At 73.2% G+C, this 21,622-nt stretch carries 15 protein-coding genes and 1 pseudogene; 11 read left to right on the top strand and 5 right to left on the bottom strand.

Features of this window, described 5'->3' with window-relative positions:
- Nucleotides 1–41 precede the first annotated feature (41 nt).
- The 5 genes from DFP74_RS26395 to DFP74_RS26375 all read left to right on the top strand — a co-directional run bounded on the left by DFP74_RS26395 (nt 42) and on the right by DFP74_RS26375 (nt 5,640).
- On the top strand, nt 42–821 hold the full coding sequence (locus tag DFP74_RS26395; protein ID WP_121185747.1) for a hypothetical protein: 780 nt from the start codon (nt 42–44) through the stop codon (nt 819–821).
- Between the two features lie 35 nt (nt 822–856).
- The gene (locus DFP74_RS26390) at nt 857–1,531 is read left to right on the top strand and encodes a TetR/AcrR family transcriptional regulator (RefSeq protein WP_233571174.1); all 675 of its coding nucleotides are present in this window, start codon (nt 857–859) and stop codon (nt 1,529–1,531) included.
- Between the two features lie 64 nt (nt 1,532–1,595).
- Nucleotides 1,596–2,024, top strand: a complete 429-nt coding sequence (locus DFP74_RS26385; RefSeq protein ID WP_233571173.1) for a MerR family transcriptional regulator — start codon at nt 1,596–1,598, stop codon at nt 2,022–2,024.
- Nucleotides 2,024–2,995, top strand: a complete 972-nt coding sequence (locus DFP74_RS26380; RefSeq protein ID WP_121185741.1) for an aldo/keto reductase — start codon at nt 2,024–2,026, stop codon at nt 2,993–2,995. Before DFP74_RS26385 ends, DFP74_RS26380 begins: the two co-directional genes overlap by 1 nt.
- A gap of 545 nt (nt 2,996–3,540) precedes the next feature.
- On the top strand, nt 3,541–5,640 hold the full coding sequence (locus DFP74_RS26375; protein ID WP_121185739.1) for a hypothetical protein: 2,100 nt from the start codon (nt 3,541–3,543) through the stop codon (nt 5,638–5,640).
- A gap of 192 nt (nt 5,641–5,832) precedes the next feature.
- Here the strand turns inward: DFP74_RS26375 and DFP74_RS34695 are convergent, their stop codons facing one another.
- Entirely contained in the window at nt 5,833–6,423 is a 591-nt protein-coding gene (locus tag DFP74_RS34695) for a GNAT family N-acetyltransferase (RefSeq protein ID WP_255499648.1), read from the bottom strand.
- 44 nt (nt 6,424–6,467) lie between these two features.
- Here DFP74_RS34695 and DFP74_RS26365 point away from each other — a divergent pair, with 44 nt between their 5' ends.
- From DFP74_RS26365 to DFP74_RS26355, 3 genes are all read left to right on the top strand, one after another.
- Entirely contained in the window at nt 6,468–6,929 is a 462-nt protein-coding gene (locus DFP74_RS26365; RefSeq protein ID WP_233571172.1) for a hypothetical protein, read from the top strand.
- A gap of 191 nt (nt 6,930–7,120) precedes the next feature.
- Nucleotides 7,121–7,537, top strand: a complete 417-nt coding sequence (locus tag DFP74_RS26360; RefSeq protein WP_147453915.1) for a hypothetical protein — start codon at nt 7,121–7,123, stop codon at nt 7,535–7,537.
- Nucleotides 7,537–11,298, top strand: coding sequence for an AAA domain-containing protein (locus DFP74_RS26355; RefSeq protein WP_233571171.1), 3,762 nt, complete (start codon nt 7,537–7,539; stop codon nt 11,296–11,298). The genes DFP74_RS26360 and DFP74_RS26355 overlap by 1 nt, the downstream gene beginning before the upstream one ends.
- Before the next feature lie 101 nt (nt 11,299–11,399).
- Here DFP74_RS26355 and DFP74_RS26350 read toward each other — a convergent pair whose 3' ends face one another.
- From DFP74_RS26350 to DFP74_RS26340, 3 genes are all read right to left on the bottom strand, one after another.
- Nucleotides 11,400–11,876, bottom strand: a complete 477-nt coding sequence (locus tag DFP74_RS26350) for a hypothetical protein (RefSeq protein WP_199725787.1) — start codon at nt 11,874–11,876, stop codon at nt 11,400–11,402.
- A 15-nt stretch (nt 11,877–11,891) separates the two neighbouring features.
- Nucleotides 11,892–16,562, bottom strand: a complete 4,671-nt coding sequence (locus DFP74_RS26345; RefSeq protein ID WP_121185731.1) for a hypothetical protein — start codon at nt 16,560–16,562, stop codon at nt 11,892–11,894.
- Nucleotides 16,563–17,109: 547 nt separating this feature from the next.
- Nucleotides 17,110–17,445, bottom strand: a complete 336-nt coding sequence (locus tag DFP74_RS26340; protein ID WP_199725786.1) for a hypothetical protein — start codon at nt 17,443–17,445, stop codon at nt 17,110–17,112.
- 560 nt (nt 17,446–18,005) lie between these two features.
- Between DFP74_RS26340 and DFP74_RS35245 the strand changes: the two are divergent.
- A pseudogene (locus DFP74_RS35245) lies at nt 18,006–18,173 on the top strand (hypothetical protein); the annotation flags it as partial.
- A gap of 46 nt (nt 18,174–18,219) precedes the next feature.
- Here DFP74_RS35245 and DFP74_RS26330 read toward each other — a convergent pair.
- Nucleotides 18,220–20,664, bottom strand: coding sequence for a plasmid pRiA4b ORF-3 family protein (locus DFP74_RS26330; protein WP_147453914.1), 2,445 nt, complete (start codon nt 20,662–20,664; stop codon nt 18,220–18,222).
- Between the two features lie 328 nt (nt 20,665–20,992).
- On the opposite strand from DFP74_RS26330, the gene DFP74_RS34985 reads away from it, so the two are divergent.
- Both DFP74_RS34985 and DFP74_RS35240 read left to right on the top strand, forming a co-directional pair.
- Entirely contained in the window at nt 20,993–21,115 is a 123-nt protein-coding gene (locus DFP74_RS34985; protein ID WP_255499647.1) for a hypothetical protein, read from the top strand.
- Complete coding sequence (locus tag DFP74_RS35240; RefSeq protein WP_370013527.1) at nt 21,112–21,204, top strand: SEC-C metal-binding domain-containing protein; 93 nt, start codon at nt 21,112–21,114, stop codon at nt 21,202–21,204. The genes DFP74_RS34985 and DFP74_RS35240 overlap by 4 nt, the downstream gene beginning before the upstream one ends.
- The last annotated feature ends 418 nt before the right edge of the window (nt 21,205–21,622 follow it).

Raw genomic sequence — 21,622 nt, 5'->3', positions numbered from 1 at the left:
CGGGCGCGGGCCGCCCCGGGGCCGGACCCTACGCTGGGCGCATGGACCTCAACACGGGCAATGGCGCCCCCACCATCACCATCCCCACCGGCTATAACGGACCCGACGGCTCGGGCAACGGCGGCTACAGCGCCGGGCTGCTCGCGGCCCGACTGAGCACGGTGGGCGGTCCCGCCGTACAGGTCACCCTGCGCACCCCGCCGCCCCTGGACCACCCCCTGACGGTCGAGGACGGCTCCGGTCCCGGGCTGCGTCTGACCGACCCCGACGTCACCGGCAAGGGCCACCTGGTCGCCGAGGCGGAGACCGCCGACCTCCCCGAGGAGCCGGCCGTGCCAGGCCGTCCGGTCGCCGTGGCCGAGGCCCGCGAGGCCGAGGACCGCTACCCCGGACTCGTCGAACACCCCTTCCCGCGCTGCTACAGCTGCGGCCCCGAGCGAGCCGAGGGCGAAGGGCTGCGCCTGTTCGCCGGTCAGGTACGAGCCGGGCAGGGCCCCGACGAGGTGGGCCGCACCGTGGCCTGCACCTGGACGCCGACCCCCTCCGTGGACGACGGGTCCGGCCACGCCGCCTTCCACCAGGTCTGGGCCGCGCTGGACTGCCCCGGCGGCTGGTCCTCCGACGTGGTCGGCCGCCCCGCCGTCCTCGGCCGGTTCACCGCCCAGGTCCTGGCCGCGCCCCGCGTGGGCCGCACCCACGTGGTGATGGGGCACCTGCACGGGGTCGAGGGCCGCAAGGTGCGCACCGGCACCACCGTCCACGACGAGGACGGGCGCATGCTGGCCCAGGCCTGGGCCACCTGGATCACGATCGCACGCTGACCGCCGCCCCGGCCGAACCGCTACCGTGGTCGCTTGTGGCCATGGAGAACTCGCACGCAACCGCCCCGACCCCGACCGACAGCGGAGCCCCTCACGGGCGACCGGACTCCGCCCGGCCCCGCGGGGGTCGGGGCGGGCGCGGACGCGACCCCGAACGGCGCCGTGCCATCCTCGACGCCGCCGACCGGGTGATCCAGCGCGACGGCCCCGACGCCTCGATGCTGGCCATCGCCGCCGAGGCCGGCATCAGCAAACCCATCCTCTACCGCCACTTCGGTGACAAGGGCGGGCTCTACCGGGCCCTGGCCCAGCGGCACGTGGACCCCCTCATCGAGCGCATCCGCGCGGAGCTGCACGAGCACACCGAGTTCGACGTGCGCGCCCGGGCCACCGTCGGCGCCTACCTGTCGATGATCTCGCAGAACCTCAACCTGTACCGGTTCCTCATGGACCGCGCCACCTCCGAGGACTCCCGCACCCGCAGCGACCTGGGCATGATGGTGCGCCGGCTGGGCGAGGAGCTCGCCGACCAGCTCGTCCTCGAAGGGCGCATCGCCGCGCGCGTGCGCTCCCAGATCGTCGCGCACGCGGTGGTGGGCATGGTGCAGGCCGCGGGGGAGTGGTGGCTGGAGCACCCCGAGGTCGACGAGGCCGAGATCATCGACGACCTCACCCACGCCGTGGTGGGCGCCATCCGCGGCAGCGCCTGAATCGGCGGGTTTCCCACCGAAACGACTTGACCTGGAGTGCACTCCAGGTTCCATGCTTGGCCCCATGGACTACTACACGCCCGGTCAGATGGCCGAGCGGTTCGACCTCACCCTGGACACCCTGCGCTACTACGAGAAGGCGGGGCTGCTGCGCCAGGTGGACCGCGCCCCCAGCGGCCACCGGCGCTACCGGGCCGACGACGCCGAGCTGCTCCACCTCATCCGCTGCCTGCGCGACACGGACATGCCCATCGCCCGCCTGCGCGAGTTCGCCGAACTCGTCCGCGCCGGCGACCACACCATCCCCGAGCGCGTCGAGGTGCTCCAGAGCCACCAGCGGCGGCTCGACGAGCACATCGCCGAACTGCGCGTCCGCCAGGCGGCGATCCAGCACAAGATCGAGTACTACTTCGGCGTCCTCGCGGGCGGCGGCGTCGACGTCGCCCCCGCCTCCGACGACCACACCTCCCGACCCGTAGAGGAAGCCCTCTGATGCGTTACACCACCATCGGCGACCGCCGTGTCAGCGCCCTGTGCCTGGGCGCGATGAAGTTCGGCAGCGAGACCGACGACAAGACCTCCGGCGCCCTGCTCGACCGCTTCGTCGAGGCCGGGGGCACCTTCATCGACACCGCCGACTGCTACCAGTTCTGGGTGGAGGGGTTCGAGGGGCACGAGAGCGAGGCCTTCCTCGGTCGCTGGCGCCGCGAGCGCGGCATCACCGACGAGGTGTTCATCGCGACCAAGCTCGGCGCCCAGCCGACCGTGCCGGGGACGGGGCTGGAGACCAAGGAGGGGCTGTCCGGGGCCACCGTGGCCCTGGCCGCCGAGCGCAGCCGCGACCGCCTGGGCGTGGACCGGCTCGACGCCCTCTATGCCCACCAGGAGGACCGCACGGTCCTGCTGGAGGAGACCATGGGCGCCTTCGCCAAGCTCGTCGCCCAGGGCACCCTGGGCGAGGTGGGACTGAGCAACCACCGCACCTGGCGCCTGGAGCGGGCCCGCGCCATCGCCGCCGACCACGCCTGGCCGCGCCCGCGGCTGCTCCAGTACCGCTACAGCTACCTCCAGCCGCGCCATGACATCCCGCTCCAGGCGATGGGGCACATGCACGTCACCCCGGAACTGCTCGACTTCGTGCGGGCCGAGGCGCTCGAGGGACGCGAGCACACCGTGGTGGCGTACACGTCGCTGCTGTGGGGCGCCTACACCCGCGAGGACAAGGAGCTGGAGCCCGCCTACGACCACCCGGGCACCGCGGCCCGGCTGGCGGTCCTGGACGAGGTCGTCAAGGAGACCGGAGCCACCCGCAACCAGGTGGTGCTGGCCTGGCTGATGGACAGCGACCCGCGCATCGTCCCCCTGGTCGGGGTCAGCCGGATGGAGCAGCTGGACGAGGCGATCGAGGCGACCGACCTCACGCTCACCAGTGACCAGTGGCAGCGCCTGGCCGACGCCGGGTAGGCGCGCTGCGGTACGGGGTCGGCCTGGCCGGGGACGAACGGGCCGATCCGGCGCCGGGCCTGGTGCCGTGGCCGGGCAGGGGCGGGCCACGGGCGTCACCGGCCGTGCCTTCGGTGTTCCTAGGCCCCGGCCGTGCCCGCGACGGTCTTCGGACCGGAATGCGTCGGGGTGTGGCGCCACCGGCCGAGTCGCCGGGGTGGGGCCGCATGGCACTCCGGTCGTCCCCTGGGTCACCGGGTGTGTCGCCTCGGCCGCGCGCAGGACGGGCGCGTGGCCGAGGCGCCGCCGTGCCGACCGCCGATCGGGGCCTCGGCCGCGTGCAATGCGGGCGCGTGGCCGGGGCAGGCCACGGTTCTTCGCATACACCCCAAACGGGCACGTATGTACGAACCCGCTGTTTTCGCCATGCTTCGACCGGATACCTTCCCTAGGGCGTGCGTAGCGGGGGCAGGCCCGACGCATGCGAGGGGGTGCCCGCCGGGCACACGCCCTCAGGGCGGCGAACGGCAGCGCCGCCTCGGCCCGCGTACCCGGGGAGGGGCGACTTGCCCGACAGCACGTACCACCAGATCCACTTCGCCTGGGCCGAGCCCACCCTGTTGGGGCGCACCGGCCCGGGTCCGGCCGCCTCCTCCCTCCCCGAGCGCGACCACCCCGTCCTGCGCTCCTGGCGCGACCGCCTCGTCCCCGCGCTCACGGCCGACTACCGCTCGGCCCTGCCCGACACCGACCCCGCGGACTTCCCCGAGACCCTGTGGGCCCACGACTACCCCGACGGGCAGTCCGCCCTCGTCTACCGCTGGCCCGGCGACGTCCGCGACGCCCACGCCTGGGCCATCGTGGGCCCCTCCTACGGGCTGACCCTGCCCCGCGTGCTGTCCCTGCACGAGAACCCCAACACCCGCCCGGCCGCCCGCCGCCCGCCCGCGCCCGGATGGGAGACGATGCGGTCGCTGGCGGCGCCGGAGCCCTGGGAGCGGACCGCGGCCCCGGGGGCCGTGCGCACCCGCGACCGCAAGGCCGCCGAGACCTCCGTGGGCGACGAACCGCTGCTCATCGGCGCGGTGGCCGCCGCCCTCGCCCGTCCGGACCTGCCGCTCCACATCGCGCTGGACCCCGAACGCGCCGACCTGTGGCAGGCGGTGCAGATGCGCTTCCTGTGGGGCGTGCACCGCGTCCTGCACGACGTGCTCACCCCGCCCCGGGCGATCCCCGCCGCCGGCTGGGCCTGGTCCTTCTCCACCTACGACCCCGTCCTGGGCGAGGACAACGGCCAGCACATCGCCTTCGGTCCGCCCACCGACGGCCGCGGCGGCTCACCCTTCCTCAACCCCGTACCGCCGGGCTTCCACCGGGTGGCCGAGGGCCTGGTCGCGGTCCTGCGCGAGGAGGGCGGCAACGCGCTCGCCGCGCACCTGAGCGAACGCGGGGTGCCCGAGGCGGCCACCTTCGCCGACCGGCGCGACCTGCTGTGCGACTGGTTCGACCCCCGTGCCCGGCCCCTGGCCGCCGACCCCGACGACCTCCCGGAACCCGAACCCCTGCCGGTCGCCGGCCCGCCGCAGACGGAACCGGAACCGGTCCCCGACGTCTCGGTGGCCACGCCCATGGCGGAGCCCGAGCACGTCGCCTCCGAAACGGAGGAGGAAGCCGACGACCTGCCGGAGCTGCTGGAGGTCGAGGAACCGGGGGAGGAGGACCCCGAGGAACCGGACTCCACGGGCCCGCACCGCCCGCGCCGGAACACCGACGACCTGCTCAGCCGCGTGCCCTCCCGGCCGGTGCGCCCGCGCATCGCCGCCGCCCGGCCGCGCCGAGACCCGGGCACCCGCACCCGCGCCGCCTCCGAACCCCTCTGGCCGGGCGAAAGCGCGTCCGTCAGGACCGCCCGGGCCGACCGCGCACCCGAGGAGGAGCGACCGGCCCTCGGCGACGACGCCCGTTCCCGCAGCGCCGACGAGCCCGAGCCGCTGGACACGCGGTCCGCGGCTCCCAGGCTCCGTCTGTCCGAGCCCGCGCGGCCCTCCACCGACACGGCGCCCGCCGACGACCAAGGGGAGGCCTGGGCCATCTCCGCCGCCCCGCCCGCGGACGAACCACCGGCCCCCGCCCCGCCGCCCCCTGCCCCGTCGACCCGCTCCCCGGCCGAGGCCCCTCCCCTCCCGCTGACCTCGGAACCGGCGGCCGACTACGCCACCGAGACCGAGCCGGACCCGGACGACACCGACCAGGACGGCGACGACGACAACTGGCCCACCCAGTACGTCGACCTGCCCCTCTCGCGCCTGGAGCGGTGGCACGCCAAGCGCGGGCCCGAGGGGGCCCGGATCGACATCGTCGACGCCCGAGCCGCCGTGCGCGCCGAGCGGGCCGAGCTCCAGCGGGTCCGCGACGAACGCGACCTCTACCACACGGAGGTCCAGGACCTGCGCCGTGACATCGCCCGCCTGGACCGCTCCTGGCTCGACCCGGGCGGCGAGCCCCCCGAGCCCGACGCCCCGCGCACCCGCCGGTGGCCCGCCCGCGTGCTGGTCGCCCTCATCATGCTCGCGCTCCTGGCCACCGGCCTGGAAGCGGGCGCCCGCTTCGGCCAGGGCGCGACCGACCTCCTCGCCGCCGTCTGGGCCGCCCTCCCCTTCGCCTGACCCGCCCCGGGCCGCGAAGGCCCAGCGCGGCGGAGCAGGCGGCCGAGAGCGCGAAGCGTGCGCCGGAGGAGGCGCCCTCACTGGGCGACGGGTTGTTCATGCCCCGGGCGCGCTGCTGTAGGGGCTCGGACACGAGGACACGACGACGGCCGGGGCGCCCCGCCCCGGCCGTCGTCGTGTGTGCGGTGGACGTCATCCGGAGCGGGGTGCGACGGCGGGGTTCCGTGCGGCGCCCCGAGCGGTGCGGGGCTCCTGAGAGGCCGGGCGCACCGTGCTGGAAGCAAGGTCGGGCAATCCCGTTGGCGGGAGCCCACGGAAGGGCTTGGATGAGGTCGGAAGCCATCGGGAACCCGGGCCCGGGGTCTTCTCCCACACGACCACCACGTGAGGAGGCGGCGATGAACGACGACGGCAACAACTGAGGCGATGAGGGGCGGGGAGGACAGCGCAAACCGCCGGATGCTGGACGTATGCCTCTGGCCCGCGACCGAACACGGAGATGGTGGGGAGGTCTTCCGGGAGCGCGTCCATGACCACTTCGCCGCACCGGCGGCCCATCCACTGCCCGGCGCTGCGCACCGTGCCCACCTCCTGGAATCCCGCCTTGGCGTAGGCACGTCGTCCGGCCGCGTTCGGCTCCAGAACTTTCAACCACACCATCTCCAGCCCGATGATGTGGAAGGCGTAGTCGAGCGTCATCCGGGTCGCGACCGTGCCCACTCCTGTTCCTCGGGCCTCGGAGGCGATGACAAGGACGAACTCGGCGGTGCGGCCGAGCTCCACGTCCCTGGACCCGTATCGGAGCGCTGACCATCGTCGCGTCGCTGGTGGTCGGTGCGCTTATGGCCGTGTGGGGTGTGACATCGCCCTTCCGTGTGCCCGACTTCGTCGAGCAGACCGAAGGCGGCGGCTCCATGACCTTCGAGGTCGCCGAGGGTGAGCAGGAGGAGTGGGAGCTCTGGAGCACCGACCACGACACCTTCTCCTGCATGCACTACGGCCCTTCCGGGGAGCGCGTCGACAACGTCATCACGGGAATCGTGTACGAGACCGATGAGCTCTGGCGGTTCTCGCGTCCGCTGGACACGTCCGAGCCCGGGACTCACACCCTGCTCTGTAGGGAGCCATCCGACATCATCCACGGTGTGGCGCGTGCCGGAACCGTGGACGCCACGTACAACCGGCGCATCGTCGGGGTGATCGGTGGAGCCGCGCTCGGGCTGGTCGGCCTCGTCGCCGGCGTGGTCATGCTCGTCGTCGGACGAAGGGCCTCCCGCCCCGCGAAGTGACCCTCGACCGAAGCAAGCTGTGATCCCGGTCCCAGGGACGTCCAGGAGCAGGAGCACGAAGCCGTGGCCGGAAGCGGTCAGGGGGCCAAAGGCCCTGACGCCCGCGCGCACCCGTTGGTAGAACCTTGGTGGCGGAGTGTCAGCGGGCCGTGACCATGCGGCCGTCCGCGGTGGAACTGGAGAGTGCGCGCGTGCAGCCGAGTGAGCTGGTGGCCAGGGTCGACTTCGCGGATGACGTCACGGAGGAGGAGGCGGACCAGCACACCCGTGACCTGGTGCTCCTCCTGGAGGGTCTGGACGTCGACGAGGTGCGGCCCGCGGACGGTGAAGCGGAGCCCGACAGCGGAACGCGGTCGGCGGACCCCGCGACCCTCGCCGGGGCCGTCCTGGTCACCGGCGCCCTGCTCAAGCCCGTGCTCACCGCGGTGGTGTCCCTCGTCGGCTCGTGGCTGGAGCAGAGTGAACAGCGGTCGGTGACCGTTGAGGTCGAGGGCGCCAAGGTCACCGTGACGGGGCGGGTCGCGGCCCAGGACGTGGAGACCTACGTCCGCGCCCTGCGCGGCGGCGAAGGGCCGTCCACCGGCGGGTCAGCGGAATACGGGGCCTGATGCGCACCGCGATCCTCATCGGTGTCAACACCTACGAGGACCTCGAGGACCTGAGCTCGCCCCGAGCCGATCTGCGGGCACTCGAACAGGTCCTGGAGGCCAACGGCCACTTCAACCGGGTGCTCGTGCTGCCCGACCCCACCCGCACCGACGCCATGGAGGCTCTGGAAGCGGCCCTGGGCGACGGGCGACCCGGTGACCTGCTGTTCGTCTCGTTCTCCGGGCACGGGGTGAAGGACAAGCGGGGCCGCCTCCACCTGGCCTTCCGGGACACCAGGCGCCGGCGTCTGGAGACCACCGCGATCTCCGCCGAGGTCCTCAAGCGGATGCTGGAGGACTCGCGTATGCGCAGCAAGGTGCTGCTGCTGGACTGCTGCCACGGCGGCGCCTTCGCCGACGGGTTCGCCACCCGGTCCGGCGACGACGACCACCTGGACTTCGAACGGGAGCTCAGCGACGGAGCGGGCACCTACGTCATCGCGGCCTCCGGCGCCCTGGAGAAGGCCCGGGAGGGCGACAACACCCAGGGGGCGCAGCCCTCGCCCTTCACGGCGGCGGTCGTACACGGACTCGCGGGCGCGGCACCGGATACCAACGGCGACGGCTGGATCGACGCGGTCGAGCTCTACCAGTACGTCCACCGCGAGGTGGAGCACGTCGACAGCCAGCGCGTCACGGCGTTCGCCCTCGGGGTGCGGGGGCAGCTCGTCCTCGCACGCCACACAGGCTCCGCGACGGCCGCCGATCTCCCGGGCGCGGGCGGGCGCCCGGCCACCGCCTCGGCGGGGGACGCCCGGCAGCGGGACGCCGGCTCGGCGGCTGAGGGGCGCCCGGCGGCCGGAGCCGGCCACGCCCGCGGCGGGTGGAACTGGGGCTCGTACTTGGACTACCAGCGCGACTGTCTGCTGAGGCAGAGCGTCCTCCAGCAACTGCCCGACGCCAACGGGCAGGACGTGGCGGTCTGCGAGATGGGCTCGGAGGCCCTGCTCAGCGGATCGGCGGACCGGTGGCGGCTCACCGGCCGTGCCGAGGGCCTGGCCAGGGAGGCGGACAAGGACGGCAGGCCCCTGCGCTACGGCTACCCGGCGGTGCTCTTCGACTCCGACCGCTCCGAGCGCGGAAAGGGACGGCGGGCCAAGTGCGCCCCCCTGTTCGTCATGGACGTGGAGATGGTCGAGGACCGGGACCAGCGCTTCCTGGTCCCGGTCGGCGAACCGGAACTCAACCGGGAGCTGCTGGTCTCGGCCGCCGCACTCGACGAAGGCGACATCGAGGAGCTGGTCTCCTGGTTCGAGGTCGACTGGGGCGGGAACGGGGTCGCCGGGTTGGCGGACAAGGCCCGCGCCGTCTGTTCCAGGCTCGACCTGCCGAGGGTGGACGACCTGGTCGCCGGCGCGCTCCGGGACACCGTCGACGTGCGGCGAGGCGCGCGGCGAGGCGCGCAGAACGCCGCCGTCCTCTACCGGGGGGACCCGGCCGGAGCCGCCGTCAAACAGCTCATCGGCGACCTCGACCACCACAAGGGCACCGGGATCAAGCTCGACACCATCGCGGGCACGGCGCTCGCGGTGCTCTCGGACCCGGGGCAGGCCGTGCGGGAACACGGTGCGGTACTTCCCGTGGTCACCGGCCTCAGCAACGCGGCACAGGAGGAGATCCTCGCGTCGGCGATGGGCCGGACCCTCACCGTCGCGACGGGCGCGCCGGGGACCGGCAAGACCGAGCTCATCACCTCCGTGGTCACCACCGCGGTCGCGGCCGGGCAGTCCGTGCTCGTGGCCTCCACCAACAACACCGCCGTGGACGAGGTCGTCACCAAGGTCAACCGGCTCAGTCCCGAAGCGGACGTGGTGGTGCGCACCGGCAACCAGGAGAGGCGCGGCAACGAACGCGACATCCTCACCAGGCTGATCGCGGCCTATTGGGAGAACGTGGACGTGCACACCGCGCACGAGCGGCTGGCCATGCGCCAGCGCGGACTCGACGCGGCCCAGCACGACCTGGCCGCCGCGGAGACGGCCGAACGCCGTCTGACGGTGCTGACGGACATCAGGCGCAGGCAGATCGGAGCGCTGCCGTCGGGAGTAGCACCCGAGACCTTCGGTGAGTCGGCGCGGGTGGACCTGTGGATGCGCAGGGCGGCAGCCGCGCTGGAGGGCAGGTGGACCGGCTGGTGGCACCGCTGGCGTACACGGAGGAGCCTCGGGATCGCCGGGTCGGAGCGTGAACTGGCGGCGCTCCTGGCCTTCCTGACCACGGAACGCGAGTGGACGGACCTGTTGGCGGAGCTGCGTTCAGGACCCCGGCCCGAAGACGCGGCCGACCGGGTCCGCGCGTTGCGCGACGAGCGACGCGACGACAGCAGGCGGCTGCTGCTGGGCCGGGTCGCCGAGGCGCTGGTCAGGGGCCGGCCCGTCATCGAGGAGCGGCTGCGCAACCTGGAGTCGGGATCGTCGGGTTGGAAGGGGATGAAGCGCCTGGTGGGTACGGTGCGGGCCTGGGCCACCACCTCGCGCTCGGTGCGCGGAGTGTTCCCACCGACCCCCGGTCTCTTCGACCTGGTGGTGGTCGATGAGGCCAGCCAGTGCACCGTCGCCGACCTGCTTCCCCTCCTGTACCGGGCCAGGCGGGCCCTGGTGATCGGCGACCCGCACCAGCTGTCCCCGGTCAACACGCTCACCGACCGGGACGACCGCAGGATCCAGGCCGCCCACGGGCTCCCCGGGGACGACCTCGACGAGCGCTCGCTCACCTACACCGGCTCCTCCGCCTATCACGCCGCAGCCTCCGCGCTGGCCTCCGGCGGCGGTGAGGTCCTGTGGCTGGACGAGCACTACCGGTGCCATCCCGACATCGTCGCTCCGGTGAACCGCCGTTTCTATGGCGACCGGCTCGCCGTGCGCACCGACACCGCGAGGACCGCCTTGCCGGAGGGCCCGGTGACCGAGTGGATCGACGTGCGCGGGCACTGCGAGCGACCCGGGGGCAGGTCCTGCCGCAACGCCGCGGAGGCCGAAGCGGTCGTGGAACTGCTCCGGGAGCTCTGGACCGGTCTGCCCAAGGACGCGGGCATCGGTGTGGTCTCGCCCTTCACGGCGCAGGTGCGCGAGATCGAGCGCCGACTCGGACCGGAGGCACTCCGGCGTATCCGGGTGGGGACGGCGCACACCTTCCAGGGCGGAGAACGGGACGTCATGGTCGTCTCGCCGGCCGCGGCCACCGGTGTGCACCGGTCCAGCGGGCAGTGGGCGCTGCGGCAGCAGAACCTGTGGAACGTCGCCGTCACCCGGGCCAGAGCTCGCCTGTACGTGGTCGGGGACCGGCGGTACTGGTCGGAACAGGGCGGACTACTGGCCGACTTCGCGACCGCTCCGGCCGACGACGGGGGAGGGTCGGCCGACGATGCCCGGAGCATGCTGTTCGAGGCCTTCGCCGCCGGTGGCGCCGAACCGAAGGTGTACCAGCGCGCGGGAGGGTACGCCTGCGACTTGCTGGTATCCGCGAGGGCGGGAGAGGCGGAAGGGGAGGGAACGGCTGTGATGATCGACCGCGCCGGCATCGGCACGAGTGTGTCCTTGCCTCCAGGGCGGGCACTCCAACGCACCCTCGATCGGGCCGCCCTGTTCGAGAAGGTCTCGGGGCTGCGCACGGTTCGGGTTCCCGCCTGGCGGTGTCTGACCGAACCCGAGGCGGTGGTGGAGGAGATCGTCAAGGACCTGCCGCTCAAACGCGTGTGGACCCTCGGGGAGGAGACCGACTGAGGCCGGCCGCACCAGAGGCCGTGGCAGGGGAACGCGTGCACGGCTGAGGGCGACGGTCCCGGGACCGGAGGACCTCGCCGTCGACGGGGTCCTCCGGCGGCTCACCGGTTTCCGGGGCGGCGGTCTCCCGGCATGGTGGGGACGGGTCGGTCGGGCCTCGCGCCGCGCCCTACGGTGCTGGGCTCACGACCCTCGCGGACGCAGGCGAGGACCTCGGCGGCGGCGTAGCGGCCTGCGGCCTCGAAGCTGCGGGCGTTCGAATCGACCTCGTGCCACCGGGCGTCGCGGAGCACGATCCTCACCGCGTAGGGGGACCCGCCGTTTCCGAGCCGTTCCATCCCATCCCGGACCCCCGTGGCGAAGGCGCGCCTGTACTCCGCTGGGAGGGGCTCGTCCGGCTGGGGACAGGTGTCGGGGAGGTCGTCCACGACCTCGACACCCGTGCCGGCGGGCCCGGGTTCGGCGTCGAGCCAGACGAAGGCGAAGTCTCCCGGACACGCCGTCTGCATGACGTGGCGGACGAAGACGCCCCTGACCGGGCGGGGGAGCGGTGGCAGCGGGTCGCGGTCGGCTGTCATGGTTTCCGTTCCGGGTCACCCACGCCGAACCTCCCGCCAGGCCTGCTCGAACATCTCGTGCAAGGGTACCGGCGGGAGGACGGCGGTGAAGGGGCCCTCGATGTCCTTGTCGTACTGGACCTCGACGAGGTGGGTCGCCAGCTTGGCGGTCTCCAGCGGCAGGTGCGGGGCCTTGAGCTCGGTCCAGCCGCCGGGGACGAACAGGCTCCGTCCCGAGCGGGCGCGCTTGCCCTCCACGACGGTGCCCGTCGCCAGGAGCTCGGCGGCCACGGCCTTGTGGTGGACCGCCGACCAGCGGTTCCACCGGCGCACGTTGCGGTCGGTGGGTCGGGCGAGGGTGAGCAGCTGGAGGTAGAGCGAGGCGGCGTCGGCGCCCACCCCGAGCGTGCCCGCCGCCTCGGCCACGAGGTCCGGGGCGCTCAGGCGCGGGTCGGCCTCGAAACCGCCCTCCGGGACGGGGGTCGCGGCGGCACGTTCGGCGATGCGGGCGAGTCTGCCGTCGAACAGAAGTGCGGCGTGGCGGACCTCGCAGGCGACGCGGTTCATGCCCAGGTCGTCGAGCACGCCCAGGGTGCGCGCGACGGCGTCCGAATCGAACAGTCCCGCGACGCGGATCACCCCGTGGACGGAGGCCTTGTGCTCGCTCGGGTCGGGGAGCACGAGGACGCCGTCGCTGTGGGTGGGCCAGGTACCCGGACCTGGCATGAGGAGTCCGTTCGCTCCGACGCGAACGGGGGCGGCCCCGCTCTTCTCGATCCAGGTCCGCGCCGAGGGGAGGGAGACGAAGGAGGACAGCGGCGCGAACATGCCGGGGGCGCCGGCGCACGTTCGAAAGCGCTCGTGCAGCCCCGGGACCGCCGCGTGGGCGGCGTGTCCCACGGGCGCCTGGAGGGCGGACCAGGCCAGGACGGTGGCCAGGGTCCGGAAGGGGCGGGCGTGGTCGTGGAAGGCATAGACCTTCCGCCCCGAGTCGCCGACGTGCACTTCCAGTTCGCCCTGACCCCACTGCACGAGTCGGCGGGGCGCGTCGGCGTCGGGGTGTCCGGCGGGATCGGTGAGGACACCTGCCCAGGCGGCGTCGAGCTTCAGGTCGGCCGCGAACAGGTCGGTGACCTCGGTAGCGGCCTTGGCGGCGGCCAGTTCGGCCTTGGTGGGCTGCGCGCCGAGCAGTTCGACCCACGCACCGGCCATCCGTTCGGCCGCGGCGGTGGCGCCGCCGGGCCGCCACAGGTCGGCGGGATCGTCGGGCACCGCCGCCGCGAGGATCCGGCGCCGTCCGGCGGGGCTCAGCGTGGCACCGGTCTTGCGGTACTCCGTGCGGGCCGCGCCCTGGTCCGGTTCGGCGCCGGCCCGGGTGAGTCCGCCGGAGAGGACGAACTCGGCCGTGCCCTTCGCCACGCGGGTGGCGGCTCGGAAGGCCTTGACCGCCGCGGACTCGGATGCGAGTGCGACGGGGCCGTTCCGGTCCAACAGGTCCAGGAAGCGCCGGATCCGGTCCGCCTCGTCGCGTTCGACGCGCACCGGGGCTTCCTCCTCGGCTCCCAACGGCACCGGGGCGGCCTCGGCGCGCACGTAGTGGTACCGGGTGTGCGGGTGGTATACCCCGGACCAGTGCTTGGTGTTCCGCTTGTCGGCGTAGCGAAGGTTGGACGGTGCTTCGGTGACGACGGCCGCGCCGGTCTCCACCAACGGCGCGAGCGCCGCGCCGGTGGCCTGCCCGCGCACCCAGGCCGTCCCCTTTCTGGCGAAGGGCTGCCCGGCCCAGGTGCGCAGGAGGGCCGCCAGGGCTTCGCGGGCGGGCCCTGCCGCCGTCCCGGCGGCGAGGGAGGACAGGCAGGCGTCGGTCTCACCGAGGAGCTGGTCCCAGCGGGCGGGTGTTCCGGGAGGGCTCAGCCGACGTGTGCGTTCGTCGGTGCGGCCGTCCAGTCGCGCTCCGTCGGCCGCGACCGCGGTGATCGTGGCCGCCAGGTCGAGGGACGCGGGGTGGAAGTCGAGTTCCCTGGGGCCGAAGAGACCGGAGAGTGCGGCGTCCACGTCCTTGTCGGGAGCGGCGGACTCCGGTCGGATCAGCGCGTCGGCGCGCACGAGCGCCGTGCGCCGGGACAGCTCCTGGCGGCGCAGCCGCAGGTCGGCGGCCCACAGCACCGCCCACACCAGGCCTCCGGGGTCGTCGACGAGAGTGGCGTCGGTGACCTCCGGCAGGAGCCGGGTGGCGGCCTCGCGCACGGCGGCCCGGCAGGCGGCCGACTCCCGGATCGACGGCGCGGGCACGGACGCGTGAAGGGGATCGCCGTCCTGGTCCGTCCGGGCGGTCATGGCCGCGTCGATGAGTGCGCCGGCGGCGGCGGAGTCCACTCGCCGTAGGGCCCGTGAGGCGTCCTCGTCCCGAGGAGTGAGGAAGTGCCAGTAGGCGGGCGGCGGTACCAGGGGGAGGAAGGCCGTCTTCTCCTGGAGGTTGCGTTGCTGGTGGGGTTCGACCTCGGCCTTCGGGCAGGCCCAGGATTCCCAGATCAGGGCGTCGTCGTGGGGGTCGCGGCACTGGATGACTCCCAGACCCGTCTCACCGACCAGTCCGTCGGCGGTGTTCGCGGGCATGCGCACCAGGCCCCAGTAGGTCAGGTTGCCGTGGACGGCGAACTCCGCGCGCCGCCCGTCCGTACCGCGCAGAGCGCGTGTGGCCTTCCGGCTTCCCTCCGGCGCGGGGCCGACCCGTTCCAGACGGAACCCGGCCAGGCCGTCCTTCGCGCCCAGTGGGGAGCTGATCCCCTCGGGTAGCCGGACCAGGTGCTGGCACGAGTCCATGTGATCGCTGTAGCTGAGTTCGGGGTCCGGGCGCAGGAAGCCCGGGTAGGAGTCGTCACCCCGGGCACCGGTCTCCCGATCGATCTCGGCGAAGCCGCTGTGCCCGTTCCCGCTGCCCGACCACACGCGCGTCCCGTCGCTCAGGGTGTCGGTGACCCGGGTGACGCCGCGCCGGGACCCGGGCCGCAGGACCTCGTCGGCGTCGTAGCGTCCGCCGCCGGGGGCGGCCAACACCAGCCGTAGTGCCTGCTGCGCGCCGCCGCCTCTGAACAGCTCGCCGGGGGACTCCGTCTCGAACACGTCGTCGGGCTTCGAGGTCCACAGGGCCCTTGTCGGCTGACGCTCGCGGAAGTCCCTCTCCCCGATGGTCCACCCGACCTGGAAGTCGCCGCCCACGAAGTGGACCGTGTGCCGGTCGGCGTCCGCGGGCAGGGTGAACGCGCACGAACCGCGCCGGCCCTGAAGGTCCACGGCCACCGCCGCGTCGCGGCCGTAGACGGTGAGCACCGGCCAGGTGGAGGTCATCCCCACGACGCCGCCGTCGCGGGCGCCGATCTCGGCCACGGCCTCCTCGAAGGCCGGCCACCCGAGCTCCCCTGGGATGCCGAACCGGAGCGTGCGGGCGAGGGGCTCGGCCAGATCGAGCCCGTCCAGCAGGTCCTCGACCTCCTCCATGTTGCGCATCACGTTATGGGACAGGCACTCGTCGAGTTCGGTGAGGGCCTGCTGCGCCTGCCCCAGCGGGGCGCTGCGGACCGACGCGGCCTTCGCGGTGGTGCGCTCCACGATCTCCGGGGCCGGTCGGGGTCCCACGTGCGCGGGCGGGGGTGGCGTGGGGCGTTCGGCCTTCGCCGGCAGGTCCACGGTGATGCCGAGCGACTCGCAGGTGAGGACCAGCCGCCGGTTCACGTGCCCGTAGCCCGTGGCGAACTTGCTCTGGTAGAGCGGGACCGGCACGCCCTCGGCGATGATGTGCGGGGCGATGCGCGGCAGCAGCGCGTACAGCTCCTCGGGCATCTGGTTCTTCACGGAGTATCGGCCGGAGCGCACCCACCCGTATGTGCGGAAGTACCGCGAGAGCCAGGGACCGTAGCCGTCCGCGGGACGGATCCGTCCCTGCGCCAGGTCGTCGGTCGCACCGATCGTCTCCAGCAGCCGAAGCCACTCGGCGCCGTCGCTCTCGGTGTTGGGGAAGAGGTCGGCCAGACGCTGCCGGTCCGATTCGGGCGGGGGCACCGCGGCGAAGGCCGCGGCCGCGGCCTCGACCACGCGCGGAGGGACGTCGTTGCCACGCGTCGCGGTCAGGACGCGGCTGAGTGCGCGTGACTCCTCGGCCGCGCCCTCGCCGACCGACCTGAGGGAGGCGCGCAGCCGGGCGGGCAGCCCGGTCGGGATCGGGCTGGGACCGCCGGCCCAGGCCTCCAGAAAGCGCAGGAACTCCCGGTGCGCCTCCGGCGGCGGCAGGAGTTCGGTGAGCCGGTTCTGGTGGGCGGCCAGTTCCTTGGCGGCCAGGGCGCCGTGGCGGGCGAAGAGCAGGGCGTTGTCCACCGCGTGGCCGGAGTCCACCGGCAGGCCGTGGACGGCCTCCGCCTCGCGGGCGAGGCGGTAGGCGGTGCCCGCGTGCTTGACCTCGTGGACGGCGGCCATGCGGTGGCCGACCGTGTCCCAGTACCAGGGCAGGTGTGGCTCCGGCAGGTCGGCGCGGGTGAGGGCGCGGGCCAGGGCGGCCATGAGTACTCCACGGTCGCGCAGTCGACCGGCCAGCAGTCTCTCGACCGTGTCCAGCAGATCGACGACCTGCTGTTCGCGCGCCGGATCGTTGGCACGGGTCCAGTCCAGGTGGAGCGTGGAGGCGATGGGGTTAGAGGGGAGAGGGAGACGCATGCGTGGGAGTATCCCAGCCGCCACCGACCGACCGCCTGCCATCCCGTGCATGGCCGGGAGCGCGCAGGCGTCCGGCGGACACTGTTCATCGAAAGGCTCAGGGCGCGCGGGGGACTCGTGCCGAGCGGATACGGCGCGCTGGAGATCGTGCGAGGTGCCGAGCGGCCGAAGCTCATAGGAGGTTCCGGGCGCGCACTGACGGCCACGCGGGCGCGACGCGCCCTTGAGGGCCTACCGGAACTGCTGCTCGTCGGGCACGCGGGCACGACGCGGAACGGGGCCGTCCCCGACCGCGCGAGGGGTCGGGGAGGCACACCGCGAACTCGGGTCCATCGCGATCCCGGGTCCGCGGGCATGGCGGACATCGCCGCCGCGGCTCGCCGAGTCCGTGTCGGACTTCCGGGCGTGCCGCGGCCTACGTGTGCGGCGGGCGTGCGTCAGCCGGGTCCGCGTCCATGCCCGAGGCGGCTGCCGCTCCTGGGGTTGGGCGCTCTCGCGCCGACGGGCATCGGCCCGCCGTGGCGCTGCCGGTCCGGCCGGGCGAGCCTCAGTGGTCGCAGGTCCGGCAGCGGCGGGTGGCGGACCGCGCGGTGTTGCCCGCGGTGGCCTGGAGGGGCGAGGCGGTGCTGATGCGTTGCCAGATCTTCGGGTCGGGAGCGTCGATCCAGCCCCAGAGCGGTGCACTGACCTTCGAGTCGGACTGGTGGCTGCATCCGTTACGGTGGGCCACACCCCGCAGGGAGATCAGGATGGCGTCCCTGGACGGGTGCCGACTCACGGTGGAGAAGGGAGTCCCCGTGCCACTGGGGCCGATGTAGTCCCGGGGCAGCGCGCAGGCGCAGCCTTCGCCGATGGGGAGTTCACAGAAATCACAGCGCTTCATTCTTCTACTGTGCACCCTCTCTATGACGATTCTGTAGCTTTCTGCCGAGAATCTGTGATGAATTTGAAAACCTGACCGTGATCCCGACTTTTTTCGGTCGACTTCCGAACCCGCGAAGGCGTGCCACCGTTCGGAAACCGGTGGTCCCGGGCCGGGATCGGCGGCCTCACAGGGCCTGGGTGAGATATCACTCCCTCCCGCCGCGCACCCCCGCCTCAGCCGGCCGCCCATCGCATGAAAGGGGGCGAACGGTCTCTCCCATCGGGCGCTGTCTCCGACTACTGGGAGGGATGATGTCCTCACCCTCTCCCCAAGGGGCCGGAACCTCCCCAAGGGGCCGGAACCGCTACATCACAGCCCCCGGCGGACGGCGGCCCCTACAGCGCCTTCGCCCATCTCAACGCCCGACTCCGAGTTCTACCGCGCCGTCATGGCGGTGTTCGTCCAGGCCAAGGAGCAGTTCAGGTGCACCTGCGCCCCGAGGAGGTGCACACCGGTCTGCCCGAGGCCTGCGCATCGCCGACGCGGTCAAGGATCATGTGAACTGACGGCCTTGGCGGTTCGACACCGCTCACTACCTGGCGGCGGTCTCCGCTTCGAACCGTCCTCTGACCGGCAGGCCCTTCCCGTTCCCGACGTGGTGGGACCTTGACCTGGCCGAAGTGATGGCCGAACACGTCCGCCGGGTGGAGGAGGGGTCGGTGATCGCCGACCTCGCGCGGGACTGACCGCCGGCACCCCGTGCCGGGCACGCCCCGCGCGGGGTGCGGGCGGTCAGGCCCGACTGCGCGCCTTGTGCGCCGCGCGCCGGCTGGCCTTGGCGACCTTCCTGTCCGGGTGCAGCCGCCCCACCGCCTCCAGCGCAGGGACGGTCGCGGGGTGGTCGACCCTCCACAGACGGTCGGCGCCCTCCAACAGGAGCCGTCCGATGGGCCCCGTGTCCTCGGTGGTGTTGAGTGCGAGCAGGACCGACAGGTGGTCTTCTCCCATCTCCAACGGGGCGGCTACCATGTCGATCGCCAACCAGGGCCCGAACTCCGCGCAAAGCCGGGAGTGCTCCTCCTCGGGTAGGTCGGCCGCGGCGAGCAGTGCGCCGGCGGCCAGCCCGGCCACGGTCGGCCGGTCCGAGGTGAGCAGGGCGCGCAGGTGTGGCAGGGCGGGCTCACCCACGGCCTCCAGCACCCTCATCGCCAGGGCTCGCCGGAAGGGCCCCTTCCCCGTGGGGGCCGAAGCCGCCTCGACGACCTCCCGAACCGCGTCCTCGGGGGTGCGCCCGGCCAGCCACGGGGCGACCTCGGCCGCGTGCAGTTCCGGCGGCACGCCCATCAGCGCGTCGAGGAACGCGGCCGCCCCCGCGTCGGCGAACCCGCCGCTGAGCAGCGCCGGAACGCCCTCGCGGAGCAGGATCCGGCGCACCCCGTACCGGCCCAGGGGGGTGAGGGCCACCGAACAGTCGACTTCCGTCTCCTCGGGCAGTCGTGGTCCGGGCCCGGTCAGGAACGCCGGCGGGAGGAACGGGGACAGATAGGCGTCGGCGACCTCGTCCGGGGTCCTGTCGCTCACACGGACACCGCCGCTCGCGGCGAGGCCGCGCATCCCCCGGTACAGGGCACCCAGCATGGGCGCGTGCACCGCCTCGGCCTCCTCCGCGGGGACTCCGCCCACCCCGGTGAGATCTCCGAGTAGCTCCGCCAACAGATCGTGCAAGGACGTCTCGGCCCCGTCGGGAACCTCGTAGAGCCTGCGCAGGACCGGAGGGAACAGTTCGGCTTCGTAGGGGTCGATCCCGAACAGCGTGTCCGGTCCAGGGTCGCCCTCGACCGCGCCGTCGAACAGCTCCCACCACAGTTCCAGGACCCGCTCAGGGGAGGGCCCTTCGGTCACGGGAGCGGCGACCGCCTGCTTGGACTCCACGCTCACCAGGCCCAGGTCCATAGTCCACCTCCACAGGGGGAGGAAACCGGGCAGGTCCCTGGCCGCACGGAGCCGCTTCAGCCGCTCGGCGCGCTCCTCGGCCTCCTGCGCCGAAGCGTTCGGCCACAGGTCCAGCTCGGTCGCGGCCACTCGGACATCGGCGGGGCGCGGCATCCCCGTCGAAGTCAGCGCCCGGCCGGGGCCGAACCACCGCGCCAACGCCAGCAGCTCGCGCAGCGGCGAGGACTCCACGGCCGCACGGGCCAGCTCCTCGTCGGGCGGGAGGGACACCGGACGGGCGGGGACGGTGTCCTCCGCCGACCGCGGGGGCGCCTCCACCAGGGCGAGCGCTTCGAAGGCCTCACGCAACTCCTGTCGGGCCCTGCCCAGGTCGAGGTCGTCGGGTGCGAGCTCCTTCACCCAGGCCCGCTGTTCCTCGATGTCCCCGTGGAAGCCGCCGGCGATCGTCTCGGGGTGGTCGCGCAGGTGGCGAAGATACTCGAACCCGGGCGCCCCGCCGCAGTCCTCGGGCGGGCAGCCGCCGTGCCCGTCCACCAGCCGGGGGTAGACGGCACCGGGGTCGGCGTCCACGATCTCCTCGACGGTGATGCCGTGCGACCAGTCGTCGCCGAAATCGTAGGTGTAGACCCCCTTGGCGCCCCTGCGGCGCAGCACGTCGGCGACCCGGGCCGTGTGCTCGTTCCGGTCAGCGGGGCCCAGACCGAGCCCCTCGTCCGGGCTGTACCGCCGTCCCGCGAACTCGAAGGCGTGCAGGTGCGTGTCCTCCCAGCCCATGGCGACCTGGATGAGCCTGTGCAGATCGGACAGCCGGGTGACCGAGGGCACCTCCACCCGGCGCCAAACCTGCGGGCGTGTGCCCTCCAACACGATCTTCAACCGGTGCACCCGGTTGTCGAGTACCCGCTCCGCCATAGCTGCTCCCCGCTGTCCGATGGTGTGTGCGCGTCCCACTTCTACCGGTCCGCAGCCCCTCCCGCAGCGATTCGGCGCCATGATCCCCCGCGATCGCTCGCGGACCTGCGCGCCCTCACCGACCTGGTCGCGCGCGAACGCCTGGCCGACCATCTCGTCGACCTGCCGGATCACCCTCCAGTCCAGCACCTGTGGTTGGAGGCGCTCACCGACCAGGACGGTGACCTCGGGCATCCCGCCCCACCGCCGCAACGCGGTACCGCCCAGCTCGTCGACGAACTCAAGGAGAGGGGCGAGGCGGTCGGCGCGCTGCGCTGCTACAGCATCGCCGCCCGCGCCCACCTGGCCGCCCTGCCCAGGACGTCGAGGCACTGGACACACACTCCCTGGATTCCTGATCCGTCGCGCGGACCTGCGCTCGCAGTCGGTGGTTCGCTCCCGACGAGCACGACAGGGCGGCACTCGAAGCGGCCAGGGCGATCCTCGACGAGGAGGAGCCCGGGTGGGGTGAGCACGCCAGCAGGGGCCGAGCCCGGCGGAGCCGTCGACGTGCTCTTCGCACGCGAGGCCTTCGAGGACGCCCGCCGCCGGGGCCTGCTCACCGGGGAGACCGCCGAGCACGGAGCGGACGCCTACTGTCGCGCCGCCGAAGGCGTGAGGAGCGAGCACACCCGCGAACACCCCGGTACGCCCCTGGCGGGTGCTCCCGCGCGGCGTCGAGGAGATCGTGGAGTTCGTCGAACGCGAGGGCCTGGGCCCCGCCGAGCGCGAGACCCGCCTGGTCGGGGGCGGGCGACCGCCACCCACGACGACCCGAGGCTGATCCCCTGGCCGCCCGGACGCAACCAGCCGTGCTGGTGCGACGCGGGCCGCAAGTACAAGAAGTGCTGCGGCTCCCCGGCCCACCGCTGACCGCTCGCCCTGTGGGGTTCGGCGCCGTTGCCGGCCGAGCCCTCCACGACCACCAGTGAACCGGGGGCAGCTCTGGGGACGGTCCCCATGGTGTGATCGCCCAGGGTTGCAGTTCGCCGGCCAGCACGTCGAAGTGCTCCAACTGGGACCAGGTCGCGTAGTCGCCGATCACGTACAGGCGTTGCTTGGCACGACTCGCCGCGACGTTGACCAGGTTGGGCTTCTTCGCCGCCCACCGCTTGGAACCGGGTCGACGGGGGTCCCCTCCGAGAACGAAGACGACGACGTCCGCCGGGCGAGATCGCCGACCGATGGGGCATCACCGGCGAGGAACTGCTGGAACGTACCGTCCCCGACTTCGGCCTGGGCCGGGACGGGGTCGGGGCCGACACGTTGGGCGAGTACCCGGTCACGGTGA

Source organism: Nocardiopsis sp. Huas11 (assembly GCF_003634495.1).
Taxonomy (GTDB): domain Bacteria; phylum Actinomycetota; class Actinomycetes; order Streptosporangiales; family Streptosporangiaceae; genus Nocardiopsis.
Note: the sequence above shows the minus strand (reverse complement) of the source record. Positions and strands in the feature narration are given on the sequence as shown.

What these genes read in the sequence shown, in the direction of transcription:
- DFP74_RS26350 (WP_199725787.1), bottom strand. Translation starts at nt 11,876, where the DNA reads ATGACAGCCGACCGCGACCCGCTGCCACCGCTCCCCCGCCCGGTCAGG.
- DFP74_RS26345 (WP_121185731.1), bottom strand. Translation starts at nt 16,562, where the DNA reads ATGCGTCTCCCTCTCCCCTCTAACCCCATCGCCTCCACGCTCCACCTG.
- DFP74_RS26340 (WP_199725786.1), bottom strand. Translation starts at nt 17,445, where the DNA reads ATGAAGCGCTGTGATTTCTGTGAACTCCCCATCGGCGAAGGCTGCGCC.
- DFP74_RS26385 (WP_233571173.1), top strand. Translation starts at nt 1,596, where the DNA reads ATGGACTACTACACGCCCGGTCAGATGGCCGAGCGGTTCGACCTCACC.
- DFP74_RS26380 (WP_121185741.1), top strand. Translation starts at nt 2,024, where the DNA reads ATGCGTTACACCACCATCGGCGACCGCCGTGTCAGCGCCCTGTGCCTG.
- DFP74_RS26395 (WP_121185747.1), top strand. Translation starts at nt 42, where the DNA reads ATGGACCTCAACACGGGCAATGGCGCCCCCACCATCACCATCCCCACC.
- DFP74_RS26355 (WP_233571171.1), top strand. Translation starts at nt 7,537, where the DNA reads ATGCGCACCGCGATCCTCATCGGTGTCAACACCTACGAGGACCTCGAG.